Genomic DNA, 13,278 nt, shown 5'->3' on the forward strand with positions numbered 1-13,278 from the left:
CTCTCTATTTCAAAACTATTGCGCAATTGTGATAAGGGTGTTAATATGTGTGTGGGGATATACAATTACATACATAATTCAGAAGTGGAGAGATTTTTTATGGAAAAAACATTTCTAATGGTAAAACCAGACGGTGTACAACGTGCCTTCATTGGGGAAATTGTAGCTCGTTTTGAGAAAAAGGGCTTTCAATTAGTTGGTGCAAAATTAATGCAAGTTACTCCGGAAATTGCTGAACAACACTACGGTGAGCATAAAGAAAGACCTTTCTTTGGTGAATTAGTAGACTTTATTACATCTGGTCCTGTATTCGCAATGGTATGGCAAGGTGAAGGTGTAGTAGATACAGCACGCAATATGATGGGTAAAACACGACCACATGAAGCTGCTCCTGGAACAATTCGTGGAGATTTCGGTGTAACTGTTGCGAAAAACATTATCCACGGTTCGGATTCTTTAGAAAGTGCAGAACGCGAGATTGCTATTTTCTTTAAGGAAGAAGAATTAGTAGACTACTCAAAATTAATGAATCAATGGATTTACTAATTATTTTGAAATAATTTGTAAACGCTTTAATAACTGTGATAATAGTAAAAAGTGTGAGAAGAATAGGGGTATTCTTCTTGCACTTTTTTTATTTCGATCAGTTACGAAGTTAGGGCTGTTATGATATATTGGTATGTAAAGTAAAAGGTTTACTATTATGAAAATAATCGAACAATTACAAGTAGGGAAAGCAAACATTCGATTTACTATATAATTTCTTTGTATTTTAAAGAGTGATGGAAGATAATATAGCTGCTTTATGTAGCGGGATAAATACATATGCGAAAAGAGGAATAACGTATGCGATATATTACAGCTGGTGAATCCCACGGTCCGCAACTTACGACAATTTTAGAAGGTGTTCCGGCAGGGGTATCTTTAGTAGCGAATGATATAAATGAAGAATTAGCTAGAAGACAAAAAGGATATGGACGCGGTAGACGCATGCAAATTGAGAAAGACCAAGTGCAAATTGTAAGTGGTGTTAGGCATGGGAAGACGATGGGGTCACCGATTGCACTTGTTGTTGAAAATCGTGATTTTACACATTGGACAAAGGTTATGGGCGCAGAGCCGTTAACTGAGCAGGAAGAGAAAGAAATGAAAAGGCAAGTTACGAAACCTAGACCTGGACACGCAGATTTAAATGGTGCGATTAAATATGGTCATAGAGATATGAGGAATGTATTAGAGCGTTCTTCAGCACGTGAAACGACAGTTCGTGTTGCAGCTGGTGCAGTTGCAAAAAAAATATTAGCGGAATTAGGTATACAAGTAGCGGGACATGTTATCGAGATTAGTGGTGTACAGGCAGCAAATATTAAATATAACTCTATTGTGGAATTACAAAGTACTACAGAAGCATCTCCTGTACGTTGTTTAGATGAAGAGGCCGGTAAAAAGATGATGCAAGCAATTGATGATGCGAAGGCAAATGGTGATTCTATCGGTGGTATTGTTGAAGTAGTTGTAGAAGGAATGCCAATTGGAGTAGGTAGCTATGTACATTATGATAGAAAATTAGATGCAAAATTAGCAGCGGCAATTATGAGTATTAACGCTTTTAAAGGTGTTGAAATTGGAATTGGTTTTGAAGCAGCACATAGACCTGGAAGTGAAGTGCATGATGAAATCCTTTGGGATGAAGTGCAGGGGTACAGAAGAAAAACGAACAATGCAGGTGGATTAGAAGGTGGCATGACAACTGGTATGCCGGTTGTTGTGCGCGGTGTTATGAAACCGATACCGACATTATATAAACCGCTTCAAAGTGTTGATATTGATACGAAAGAACCTTTTACAGCGAGTATTGAACGTTCAGATAGTTGTGCAGTGCCAGCAGCTAGCGTTGTGGCTGAAGCTGTTGTGGCTTGGGAGCTCGCAACAGCTTTAATTGAACAATTTGGATTAGATCGTATCGATCTTATACGTGAAAATATTGAGAAACATAATGAATATGCGAGGGGATTTTAATGGAGAACATACATATTCAAACGAAATCAAAAGAATATGATGTACATGTTGGAAGGGAGGCGTTGTCACACTTAACAACGCTTATTCAAAAAATGAATCCTGCAGTATCTAACATAATGATCATTTCTGATGAAGCTGTTGCATCACTGCATTTACAGACAGTTGTTGATGCATTGCAAGTAGAGCAAAAAGTATTTTCGTTTGTTGTACCGAGTGGCGAAAAAGAGAAGTCTTTTGAAAATTTCTATGAGGCTCACACTTCGGCTCTTGAAAATAAATTAGATAGAAATTCTTTAATCATCGCACTTGGAGGCGGAATGATTGGAGATTTGGCTGGATTTGTTGCCGCGTCGTTTATGCGTGGTATTCGCTTTGTCCAAGTTCCAACGACTTTATTAGCTCACGATAGCGCAGTAGGCGGGAAAGTAGCAATTAACCATCCACTAGGAAAAAATATGATTGGAGCGTTTCATCAGCCAGAAGCTGTTGTATATCATACGCCATTTTTACATTCACTTCCTGAAAAAGAGTGGCGATCAGGTTATGCAGAAGTGATAAAGCATGCTCTTATTGGTGATGTAGAGCTATATCATTGGTTAAAAGAAGAAGTACAAACGTTAACGGATCTTCGTGATGAAAAGTTAATTCATATATTAACGAAGGCGATTCCTGTGAAAGCGAATATTGTGTCGCAAGACGAAACAGAAAAAGGTGTACGTGCCCATTTGAATTTTGGGCATACGTTAGGACATGCTCTTGAAAAAGAGTTAGGATATGGGAATATTACTCACGGTGATGGAGTAGCGGTTGGCATGCTATTTGCTATGTTTTTAAGTGAGCAAGTGTACAAAGTTGATCTTTCTTATAAAGAAATAAAGCAGTGGTTCTTGAAATACGGTTATCCAAAAATGCCAAGTGACTTGAATGTAGAACGTCTCGTTCAGTTGATGAAACAAGATAAAAAAGCAAATGCTGGAACAATTCATATGGTGCTTATGCAGGAATATGGGGGAGTGAATGTCGTATCTATTTCAGATGAGACTGTTCATATTGCGTTAGAAGCATTTCAAAAGGATATGGTGTAAAAAGTCATAGAGCAGGTATGAAATGCATATTTAAAGGTATTCTCGTAATGGTAACGGTTATGATTAAAGATGACAGTAAGACATTATAAATCATATCAATGACTGGGGGAAGAAAAGTGAGAGTAAAAGAGCAATTGTTAACTTTGAGAGCATATGTACCTGGGAAAAATATTGAGGAAGTAAAAAGAGAATACGGATTGTCAAAAATTGTAAAATTAGCATCGAATGAAAATCCGTTTGGCTGCTCTGCGCGTGTGACAGAAGCATTAACTTCGTTAGCTAATCAATATGCACTCTATCCGGACGGGGCGGCATTTGAGCTTCGTGAGAAAGTAGCAGAGCATTTAGGTGTAAAAGCGGAACAGCTTTTATTTGGTAGTGGGCTAGATGAAGTCATTCAAATGATTAGTCGTGCTTTGCTACATAATGGAACAAATGTTGTAATGGCGAACCCTACGTTCTCGCAATACCATCACCATGCTGTTATTGAAGGAGCAGAAGTTCGTGAAGTACCACTTAAAGATGGCATTCACGATTTAGATGCAATGTTACAACAAGTAGATGAGAAAACGAAGATTGTATGGATTTGTAATCCGAATAATCCGACAGGTACATATGTAGAAAAACAAAAATTACTTTCATTTTTAGAATCAGTTCCAAAGTCAGCGCTCGTTATTATGGACGAAGCATATTATGAATATGCTGGGGCAGAAGATTATCCGCAAACATTACCTCTTCTTGAAAAGTACGAAAATCTTATGGTGTTACGCACATTCTCAAAAGCATATGGATTAGCTGCTTTTCGTATTGGATATGCGATTGGTGATGCAAAGCTTATTGGGCAGCTAGAGGTAGCAAGACTACCATTTAACACATCAACTATCGCCCAAGCGGTAGCATTAGCGGCAATAGAGGATCAACAGTTTTTACAAGAGTGTGTGAAGAAAAATGCCGGAGGATTAAATCAATATTATGCATTTTGTAAGGAATATAACGTATTCTACTATCCATCTCAAACGAATTTTATTTTCTTGAAACTTGGTATACCTGGTAATGAAGCTTTCGAACGATTAATGAAAAAAGGATATATCGTTCGTTCTGGTGCAGCATTTGGTATGCATGATGGTATTCGTATTACTGTTGGATTAAAAGAAGAAAATGATGAGATTATTGAATTACTTACGGAACTTGTAAAAGAACAAGTGAAGAAAGAAGAAACGTATTCTTAAGAAATGGTGGAGGCTCCTGTTACAGGAGCCTTTTTCATTTGAACTGCAATAAGGGGAGTTGTTTGCACGTTCAAGAAAGAAAACGTTACAATAGAAGTAGACGTATAAGAAGAACTATTGTACATATAACTTATTTAAAATGTGAGGAGGATACAGTTTGAAACTAGTAGGACGAAAAAATAGTTTGAATGGGAAAATTGTTGTTCCAGGAGATAAATCTATTTCGCATCGCTCTGTTATGTTTGGAGCGATAGCGGAAGGGACGACGAAAGTATCAAATTTTTTATTAGGAGAAGATTGTTTAAGTACAATTGCATGTTTTCAAAAACTAGGTGTCCAGATTGAACAGTTTGGTAACGATGTCACGATTTACGGTAAAGGATTACATAATTTACAAGAACCGAAAGAAGTATTAGATGTGGGGAATTCAGGGACGACTATTCGTCTTATGCTTGGGATTTTAGCAAATACGCCGTTCCATAGTACGATAATTGGTGATGCATCAATTGGAAAACGTCCTATGAAACGTGTTACAGACCCGCTTAGTAAGATGAATGCTCAAATTGATGGTAGAGAAAACGGACAATATACACCTTTATCTATTCGCGGTGGTAAGGTAAAAGGTATGCATTACCATTCACCAGTAGCAAGCGCACAAGTGAAGTCAGCAGTTTTACTTGCGGGTTTGCAAGGGGAAGGGATTACTACGGTAACAGAGCCTATGCAATCTCGTGATCATACGGAAAGAATGTTGCGTGCATTCGGTTGTACCGTAGATGTTAATGGACGGACTGTTTCATTACAAGGTGGACAACAACTTAAAGGTGCAGACATAGAAGTTCCAGGAGATATTTCTTCGGCGGCGTTTTTCTTAGTAGCTGGTGCAATTGTCCAAAATAGTAAGCTTGTATTGGAAAACGTTGGTTTAAATCCGACGAGAACAGGGGTTTTAGATGTATTAACAAAGATGGGTGCACTTATTTCTATCGATCATATTAGAAATGAAGAGTTTGAACCGTGCGGGGATATTACGATTGAAACATCTAAACTAAAAGGAATAGAAATTGGTGGAACTCTTATTCCAAGATTAATTGATGAAATTCCTGTAATTGCTTTATTGGCAACGCAGGCAGAAGGAATTACTGTTATTAAAAACGCTGAGGAGTTAAAAGTAAAAGAAACAAATCGTATCGATACGGTTGTAGATGAATTAGGCAAATTAGGTGCGAAGATTGAAGCTACACCAGATGGTATGATTATATATGGTAAACAAAGTTTAAAAGGCAATACTGTTAATAGTCATGGCGATCATCGTATTGGGATGATGCTTGCAATCGCATCGTGTATTATAGATGGAGAAGTGAAAATAGAGAATAGTGATGCGGTCGCTGTATCGTATCCGGAATTTTTCGAACAATTAGCTGCGCTATGAGAGAAAGTATAGGAAGAGGTAGCTCACTCAAAAGGTTGCGTTCTTACACCTAGTTGCTTATGATAAATGAACAGAAGAGAATATTTTTTGAATTAAAGGAGACGTTTATGCAAAAGTTTGAACAGGCTGTTTCTTATATTGAAAACGGTGAAGCAGAAAAAGGATTACAATTATTAAAAGAACAACTACGAGTTGCTAATGATGAAGAGAAGTATGATATCGCTCGTTACTATCATACACTTGGGTTTATGGATGAGGCGTTAGCAATTACTGAAGACTTACGCTTGCTATATCCGGAAGAAAGTGAATTTACGGTATTTTTAGCAGAATTATATATTGATTTAGATAAAGAAGATGAAGCGATTGAAGTGCTTCATGATATTCCAGAAAACGATGATTTATATGTTCAATCGTTATTACTTGTAGCGGATTTATTCCAAATGCAAGGTTTTGATGATGTAGCAGAACAAAAACTATTAAAGGCGAAAGAAATGATGCCAGACGAACCTGTTATTACGTTTGGGTTAGCAGAATTATATAGTAGTAAAGGTGAAGAGCAAAAGGCGATCACTTATTATGAATCGTTACTAGCAGAACATGAAGCTATGGGTGGTGTTGTCATTGCGCTTCGTCTAGCAGAAACTTTAAGTGCTATTGGAAACTGGGAAGAGGCAATCTCTTACTATGAAGCGGGGTTAGAAGAGCAAAAAGATATTCACTCATTATTTGGATATGCCTTCACATTATACCAAGGAGAAGAATATCAAAGAGCAATTGGTGCTTGGCAAGAATTAAAAGAATTAGATCCTGAATACGCATCGTTATACATGTATTTAGCGAAAAGCTATGAAAAAGAAGGCATGCTTCAAGAAAGCTATGAAACACTTCAAGAAGGAATTAAAGTAGATGAGCTGTCTGTTCCTTTCTATGTAGAATTAGCGAATATTGCGGCGAAATTAGGTAAAATAGCGGAGGCAGAAGAAGTGCTTCAAAAAGCACTGGAGCTAGATCCGGGACATTTAGGTGCGATATTAAAATATGCGTATATTTTAAAAGAACAAGAGAAATACGAAGAGCTAATTGCAGTTGTAGAGCGTGCAATTGACAGTGGAGAACCAGATACACAACTACTTTGGGATCTTGCATTTGCAAAAAAACAATTAGAAATGTATTCGGATGCATTAAAACACTATGAAAGTGCATATACTTCTTTTAAGAATCATCCAGATTTCTTGGAAGAGTACGGTTATTTCTTATTAGAAGAAGGAATGCGAAAAGAGGCGAAAGAAGTATTTACGCAGTTAATACAACTAGACCCGACACAAATTCATATTGAAGAATTGTTATATAATTTAGAGGATTTTTCATAAGTTGGAAGGAAACTGAATGCCGCTTCTTGAATCTAAAAAGAAAAGAGAAAGACAGAGGAGGGACTTAATCGCTATGAATACCCCTGTTTCTGTAAACGAGAAGAAGGATTTTGTAAAATGGTTTTTGAATAATTACCAACTGAAACAGCGTGAATGTGTATGGATTTTGAATTATTTAATGAGTCACGATCAATTAATGCATAAAGTCCACTTCGTAGAACATGCAAAATATTGTCCGCGTGGCTTAGTAATGTCAGCAAATTGTGTGAAAGACACACCGTTTCACTTTTTCAAACAAAATGTAATGACAACAGATGCAGAAAAATCGTTTCATGATATTCGTTTGAATCGAGATGAGGATATTTATATTCAGCTTAATTTTAAATCATCGTTCCAAAATGCAAACTATGTAGCTGTATTAGAAGAAAACCCATATTTGCCAAAGCATATTGAAGTGAATGAAAAAGATCGATTGCTTGCAGAACGATTTTTAGAAGAAAGTGTATTCTCATTTAGAAGAGAACGTCTTTTGAAACAAATTGATGAAGCTTTGGATAAGCAAGATAAGGAAGCATTTCATAGGTTAACAGCAGAGTTGAAAATTTTATAGAATTCATTTTGATTATGTAATCTTTACGAAATTCAGACTTTTTAAGAAAAACTACTTAATAATAGGTAGTTTTTCTTTTTTTACCTCTTTTAGTATGGTTTAATATATATAAAGTGAAAGTTCTGTTATTTCGAATGGAGGAGGGGAGAAAAGGTGAAATGGATTGTAAAAGATGTAGAACAGTTTGAGCAAGCGAGGGAGTATGTAGATACAGGGATTATACCCCTTTTGTCTATTTCGGCAGCAAAAGGGATGAAAATGGTTGTAGAGCAAGGTGAATTTATTGAGGCTTTGAGTATGGAGTTGGAAAGGGAGTATAAAGGAAGAGTGCTTTTACTGCCCGCATTTACGTATTTGGTAGAGAGCCAAAAGAATGAAAAAGACCGTTTGCAAGAATGGACAGATCATTTAAAAAGGCAAGGTTTTAAGCATATTGCCTATGTGACAAGTGACTTTTCATGGAAAGAAGATATGAGAGATGTGCAGGGTGATTTATTTTGGTTTCCATCGTTATCATTAGAGCAATTTAGTGACCAAGCGAAAAGGGAAGTTATTCGTGCACACATAAAAAATATTATGGAAATGTTGGAAGAAAGATGGATAAAATAACAATAAACAGAAAGTTCTTATTATTATGAGTAGTATGATATTGACCTATGCAAGAGGGTATTATATCATGATAGTGTCCTAGTTTTTATTTTTTATATAATTTTTTCACGAGGGGACAATTTCTGATAGAGGGGGGAAATTTTCGTGAGCGAGAAAGAACATCGTGTGTCAAGAAGACAGTTTTTAAATTACACACTTACAGGGGTAGGAGGCTTTATGGCGGCGGGTATTTTAATGCCGATGACGAGGTTTGCGCTTGATCCGGTGTTAAGAAAAGAAGTGGGAACAGATATGGTTGCTGTTGGACAAGTAAAGGATATTACAACAGAGCCGAAGCGCTTCGATTTTAAGGTGAAGCAGGTTGACGGATGGTACAAGTCTGAAGAGCCAAAATCTGCTTGGGTGCATAAAGATGAAAGCGGAGACATTGTTGCATTTTCTCCAGTGTGTAAACATTTAGGTTGCACAGTGAACTGGAATTCGGACAAAGCACATCCTAATCAATTCTTTTGCCCATGTCACGGGGGACGTTACACAAAAGATGGGATGAACATTAAAGGCACACCGCCTCTTGCTCCGCTTGATGTGTACGAGTCTAAAGTGAAAGATGGAACGCTGTATTTAGGAAAAGCGAAGCCAAGAGGGGGTGCAAAGTAGATGTTAAATAAAATTTATGATTGGGTGGACGAACGTTTAGATATTACACCGATATGGCGTGATATCGCTGATCATGAAGTACCTGAGCATGTTAACCCGGCACATCACTTTTCTGCATTCGTCTATTGCTTTGGAGGACTTACCTTTTTCGTTACAGTAATTCAAATTTTGTCCGGAATGTTTTTGACGATGTATTATGTGCCGGATATTAAAAATGCTTGGGAGTCGGTTTATTATTTACAAAATGAAGTAGCTTACGGGCAAATTGTTCGTGGTATGCATCACTGGGGTGCTAGTCTCGTAATTGTAATGATGTTTTTACATACACTCAGAGTTTTCTTCCAAGGTGCGTATAAAAAGCCTCGTGAGTTAAACTGGATTGTTGGTGTTCTTATTTTCTTTGTTATGTTAGGTCTTGGTTTTACCGGATATTTATTACCGTGGGATATGAAAGCGTTATTTGCTACGAAAGTAGGGATTCAAATTGCAGAGCAAACGCCGCTCATTGGTCCTTATATTAAAACATTACTCGCTGGTCATTCCGAAATCGTTGGCGCTCAAACATTAACTCGCTTCTTTGCTATTCACGTCTTCTTCTTACCAGCAGCACTTCTAGGTTTAATGGCCTTCCACTTCATCATGATTCGCAAACAAGGTATTTCCGGTCCGCTATAAGAGATTGCTAAATTAAAGGGGAAAGAACAAAAGGAGGGAGATTATGCATCGCGGCAAAGGGATGAAGTTTGTAGGAGATTCTCGGGTACCAGTAGCCCGGAAACCAAATATTCCAAAAGATTATTCTGAATATCCAGGGAAAACAGAAGCGTTTTGGCCGAATTTCTTGTTAAAAGAATGGATGGTTGGTGCAGTTTTTTTAGTCGGTTATTTATGTTTAACAGTGGCGCATCCGTCACCGCTTGAGAGAATGGCGGATCCTACAGATGCAGGATATATACCACTTCCAGATTGGTATTTCTTATTCTTGTATCAGTTATTAAAGTATTCGTATGCTTCAGGCTCATTTACTGTAATTGGTGCGTTTATTATGCCGGGGATTGCGTTTGGAGCGTTACTATTAGCTCCGTTTCTAGATCGAGGCCCAGAAAGAGCACCATTGAAGCGTCCTGTAGCAACGGGGTTTATGCTTTTAGCAATTGCATCGATTATTTTTTTAACTTGGGAATCTGTAGCACACCACGATTGGGAAGCTGCAAAAAAACAAGGAGCAATTGTAAAAACAGCACCAGTTGATAAAAATGATGACGGCTACAAGTTGATGCAAAAAAATACTTGTTTAACATGTCATGGTGACAATTTACAGGGCGGAGCGGCAGCACCGGCTTTACAAAACTTAACTTTAAAACCAGAAGAGATCGCTAAAATTGCGAAAGATGGAAAAGGTTCAATGCCTAAAGGTGTATTTAAAGGTACAGATGAGGAACTGAAAAAGCTTTCGGAATTCGTTGCAAAGTATAATAAAAAATAATAGAAAAGCTGACTACAAAATCTGTAGTCAGCTTTTTATTTTGCGTGCCCAGCTAAGCTGGGCACTGTTTGATGGTGAAAGGTTTAAATAGAATTCTACAAGGATTCAAAAATTATTATAGCCTATCTTCAATTGGACAGAAGTGGCTCGGTAAAATAGATTGGTACGTCTTAGAACGGCTTAACCTTTTTTGGAATAAGAAAAGAAATGTTCGAAAGAAACATGGTCGTATCAAGGACTTGATGAAGAAAATAACATACACACTCGTGAAAGTAGGAAGCTAGAACAAACTGAAAGCTAAAGAAGGAAGAGCATCGGAAAGCCGTATGAGGGAAAACCTCACGTACGGTTTGATGAGGGGAAGCTGAAACAGAAAAGGGATAGCAAAGCCATCCCTAAAGAAAATTTAATCTGTTTCAGTTTTCTACTCTACGATGACGGAAAGTTTGCTATATAATAGAGTAGAGTTCGATGAAAGAATTACTTTGTTTGAAAGGTGTTGGACATACAGATTGGCTTACTTGTATGCAATGTTAAGGCAACGTTCGGTACTATTATTTTTATTGGTTGTTAACATATTAGGTACAATTTACGGATTCATATGGTATGGAAATCAATTAAAAGAAACCTCACCTATATTTTGGCCGTTTGTACCAGATAGCCCTATGGCGACTCTCTTTTTTGTCTTTGTTTTAATTGCTTTTTTGATGAAGAAGAACTGGGGGTTAATAGAAGCGCTAGCGATAGTTACTTTAATAAAATATGGTGTTTGGGCTGTTGTTGTAAATGCAATTATGATTTATGTAAAAGGCCCTATTGGCCTTATGGGATATATGTTAATGTTATCTCATTTTGCGATGGCAGTGCAGGGAATGTTATATGCTCCGTTTTATCGGATAAAAAAATGGCACTTCACTGTAGCTGGCATATGGACATTACATAATGATGCAATTGATTATTTATTTTGGCAAATGCCGAGATATGGGATTATGCATTTATTTGTAGAGAAAATTGGTTATTTTACGTTTTGGTTAAGTATTGCTGTACTGTGTATTACATATTATTATTGCTTACGTGAGAACCGAAAACAGTTTTCTTTATGATGGTGAGGACATTTAGGGGGAGAAAATGAAGAAAAATAAGAGCGGTATAAACATATTGGATCGATTGATCACTTTAGTAGTTTCCTATAGCATAGCATTTTCTGTTTTCGCTCTCGCGACAACGGTAGTTGTATATGGAAAATGGTTGTATTATTTTGAAATTGATTTTTTAAATATTCCAGATTTAGCGGATATGACGAAAGATGAAATTAAGAGAAACTATGATGTGCTTATTACATATTTATCGCCGTTTTATGAAGGTGCATTACAATTGCCGACATTAGATATGTCCACAAATGGACGCATTCATTTTGTAGATGTTAAAAATATTTTAGTAAAGATTCAATATATAATGTATGGAACGATTGTAATTGTTGTATTAGGAGGAGCGTATTTATTAAAAAAGAAAAAAGAAAAGTTTTTACTTCATGGAGCGATTCTTACAATTATTTTTCCAATAGCTCTTACGTTACCAATTGCTATTAATTTTGAAAAGAGTTTCGTATTATTTCATAAGCTTTTATTTAGCAATGATTATTGGATGTTTGATATTGAAACAGATCCGGTTATTTTAATGTTACCGGAAGAATTCTTTATGCATGCTGCATGTATTATTTTATTATTGATTTTAGGTGGTAGCATGCTTTGCTACGGTGTGTATAAATATTTAGTGAAAAAGAAAAGGGTTTCAAAGAAAAAATTCTCTGTTTAAAGAGAATTTTTTTGTTTTCATAGAGATAATATATTTTTTGGTTTTGTTCTGTTCTATTCTTGTCCAATTCCACATATTTTGTACTAGTAGTTATAGGGGGGACCGGGATGAAGAGAACATTAATTGGACTGATAGCATTTCTAATTATAATGTTTCCAGTACGTATATATGCTGAAGAGTGGAGTGAACTAACTGGATTGCTAGATGACTCTTTGCAGTTAGTGAAGAAAAAAGAAGATGAAAAGGCAATACAAGTACTGTACCATTTCTCAGAGCAATTTCTATCAAAGGAGAATGAAAATAATTCAAAAGTAACTCCGGGACAAATTAGAGTCGTTTCTTTAGCATACGATAAGGCGAAACAATCTCTCGCGGAAGATTCAGATAGGCAAGTTAAAGTGGATAATATGTTAGCGTTACAACTTGCTGTTGATGCACAAGTATCTAAATATCAGCCACTTTGGATGGAAAGAGAAAGAAAGATAATGAATGCTTTTTCTCAAGTAGAAAAGGCGATGGAAAAAGAAGATGATGGACAGTTCCAACAGACGCTAAATACATTTTTAAATGAATTTAATATTATTTATCCTAGTTTAATGATTGCTCTGCCAGAAAACGAAGCGCAGCGTGTAAATGCACATTTATCTTATTTGGATGAATTTCGTAACGTTATGTTAAAAACGAAAGGTGGACAAATGCAACTAGGGATTATTAAAGGTGATTTGCAAAAAATATTTCATACAGTAAAAAAAGATGAGATTGCTCCATCTCTCATTTGGTTTATGACAATTACTGGAGGACTTATTTTGTTCACTTTAACGTATGTTGGATGGAGAAAGTATAAAGGGGAGAGAGAGAAGCGGAGAAGCAACTTGCATTCTAAAGATAGATAATACGCATAAATAAAGATACGGATTGTAAGGTTTATTTATTGACAACGGTGGAAGAAAAAAATAGAATGAGAAG

14 protein-coding genes are annotated in these 13,278 nt (G+C 36.5%); all 14 read left to right on the plus strand.

Annotation, left to right across the window (positions count from 1 at the left end; all coding sequences use genetic code 11):
• The first annotated feature begins 99 nt into the window (after positions 1-99).
• The 14 genes from ndk (at position 100) to ypjB (ending at position 13,205) form a co-directional block, all read left to right on the plus strand.
• Positions 100-546, plus strand: a complete 447-nt coding sequence (gene ndk / locus NSQ08_RS06285; protein ID WP_000415879.1) for a nucleoside-diphosphate kinase — start codon at positions 100-102, stop codon at positions 544-546.
• A gap of 300 nt (positions 547-846) precedes the next feature.
• The gene (gene aroC, locus NSQ08_RS06290) at positions 847-2,019 is read left to right on the plus strand and encodes a chorismate synthase (protein WP_340772610.1); all 1,173 of its coding nucleotides are present in this window, start codon (positions 847-849) and stop codon (positions 2,017-2,019) included.
• Positions 2,019-3,104 (plus strand): 3-dehydroquinate synthase, encoded by a 1,086-nt coding sequence (aroB, locus tag NSQ08_RS06295; protein ID WP_061675130.1) that lies wholly within the window; start codon positions 2,019-2,021, stop codon positions 3,102-3,104. The genes aroC and aroB overlap by 1 nt, the downstream gene beginning before the upstream one ends.
• A gap of 116 nt (positions 3,105-3,220) precedes the next feature.
• Positions 3,221-4,333, plus strand: a complete 1,113-nt coding sequence (hisC, locus tag NSQ08_RS06300; RefSeq protein WP_002086618.1) for a histidinol-phosphate transaminase — start codon at positions 3,221-3,223, stop codon at positions 4,331-4,333.
• A gap of 157 nt (positions 4,334-4,490) precedes the next feature.
• Positions 4,491-5,765: a 3-phosphoshikimate 1-carboxyvinyltransferase gene (gene aroA / locus NSQ08_RS06305; RefSeq protein WP_002086617.1), complete on the plus strand. Its 1,275-nt coding sequence runs from the start codon at positions 4,491-4,493 to the stop codon at positions 5,763-5,765.
• 107 nt (positions 5,766-5,872) lie between these two features.
• Positions 5,873-7,135, plus strand: coding sequence for a tetratricopeptide repeat protein (locus NSQ08_RS06310; RefSeq protein ID WP_340772619.1), 1,263 nt, complete (start codon positions 5,873-5,875; stop codon positions 7,133-7,135).
• Between the two features lie 73 nt (positions 7,136-7,208).
• Positions 7,209-7,745 carry a ReoY family proteolytic degradation factor gene (locus NSQ08_RS06315; protein WP_002086615.1) on the plus strand — a complete coding sequence of 179 codons (537 nt, stop codon included), beginning with the start codon at positions 7,209-7,211 and terminating at the stop codon, positions 7,743-7,745.
• Between the two features lie 153 nt (positions 7,746-7,898).
• Positions 7,899-8,354, plus strand: coding sequence for a YpiF family protein (locus tag NSQ08_RS06320; RefSeq protein ID WP_113770076.1), 456 nt, complete (start codon positions 7,899-7,901; stop codon positions 8,352-8,354).
• 144 nt (positions 8,355-8,498) lie between these two features.
• A complete protein-coding gene (gene qcrA, locus NSQ08_RS06325) occupies positions 8,499-9,011 on the plus strand; it encodes a menaquinol-cytochrome c reductase iron-sulfur subunit (protein ID WP_002030772.1) in 513 nt (170 codons plus the stop codon).
• Positions 9,012-9,686, plus strand: a complete 675-nt coding sequence (qcrB, locus tag NSQ08_RS06330) for a menaquinol-cytochrome c reductase cytochrome b subunit (protein ID WP_000932700.1) — start codon at positions 9,012-9,014, stop codon at positions 9,684-9,686. It begins immediately after the preceding gene.
• 43 nt (positions 9,687-9,729) lie between these two features.
• Entirely contained in the window at positions 9,730-10,497 is a 768-nt protein-coding gene (gene qcrC, locus NSQ08_RS06335; protein WP_002011836.1) for a menaquinol-cytochrome c reductase cytochrome b/c subunit, read from the plus strand.
• A 512-nt stretch (positions 10,498-11,009) separates the two neighbouring features.
• Positions 11,010-11,600, plus strand: a complete 591-nt coding sequence (locus NSQ08_RS06340; protein ID WP_002086612.1) for a DUF1405 domain-containing protein — start codon at positions 11,010-11,012, stop codon at positions 11,598-11,600.
• A gap of 25 nt (positions 11,601-11,625) precedes the next feature.
• Positions 11,626-12,312: a lipoprotein intramolecular transacylase Lit gene (gene lit / locus NSQ08_RS06345; protein ID WP_340772632.1), complete on the plus strand. Its 687-nt coding sequence runs from the start codon at positions 11,626-11,628 to the stop codon at positions 12,310-12,312.
• A gap of 107 nt (positions 12,313-12,419) precedes the next feature.
• Positions 12,420-13,205 carry a sporulation protein YpjB gene (gene ypjB / locus NSQ08_RS06350; protein WP_002141040.1) on the plus strand — a complete coding sequence of 262 codons (786 nt, stop codon included), beginning with the start codon at positions 12,420-12,422 and terminating at the stop codon, positions 13,203-13,205.
• Positions 13,206-13,278 lie beyond the last annotated feature (73 nt).

The organism is Bacillus sp. FSL E2-8887 (assembly GCF_038007205.1).
Lineage (GTDB): Bacteria > Bacillota > Bacilli > Bacillales > Bacillaceae_G > Bacillus_A > Bacillus_A mycoides.

Bases quoted from the DNA above. Each gene is read 5' to 3' on its own strand.
- qcrB (WP_000932700.1), top strand. From the start codon at position 9,012: ATGTTAAATAAAATTTATGATTGGGTGGACGAACGTTTAGATATTACA.
- lit (WP_340772632.1), top strand. From the start codon at position 11,626: ATGAAGAAAAATAAGAGCGGTATAAACATATTGGATCGATTGATCACT.
- ndk (WP_000415879.1), top strand. From the start codon at position 100: ATGGAAAAAACATTTCTAATGGTAAAACCAGACGGTGTACAACGTGCC.
- aroC (WP_340772610.1), top strand. From the start codon at position 847: ATGCGATATATTACAGCTGGTGAATCCCACGGTCCGCAACTTACGACA.
- ypjB (WP_002141040.1), top strand. From the start codon at position 12,420: ATGAAGAGAACATTAATTGGACTGATAGCATTTCTAATTATAATGTTT.
- NSQ08_RS06315 (WP_002086615.1), top strand. From the start codon at position 7,209: ATGAATACCCCTGTTTCTGTAAACGAGAAGAAGGATTTTGTAAAATGG.
- qcrC (WP_002011836.1), top strand. From the start codon at position 9,730: ATGCATCGCGGCAAAGGGATGAAGTTTGTAGGAGATTCTCGGGTACCA.
- NSQ08_RS06310 (WP_340772619.1), top strand. From the start codon at position 5,873: ATGCAAAAGTTTGAACAGGCTGTTTCTTATATTGAAAACGGTGAAGCA.
- aroB (WP_061675130.1), top strand. From the start codon at position 2,019: ATGGAGAACATACATATTCAAACGAAATCAAAAGAATATGATGTACAT.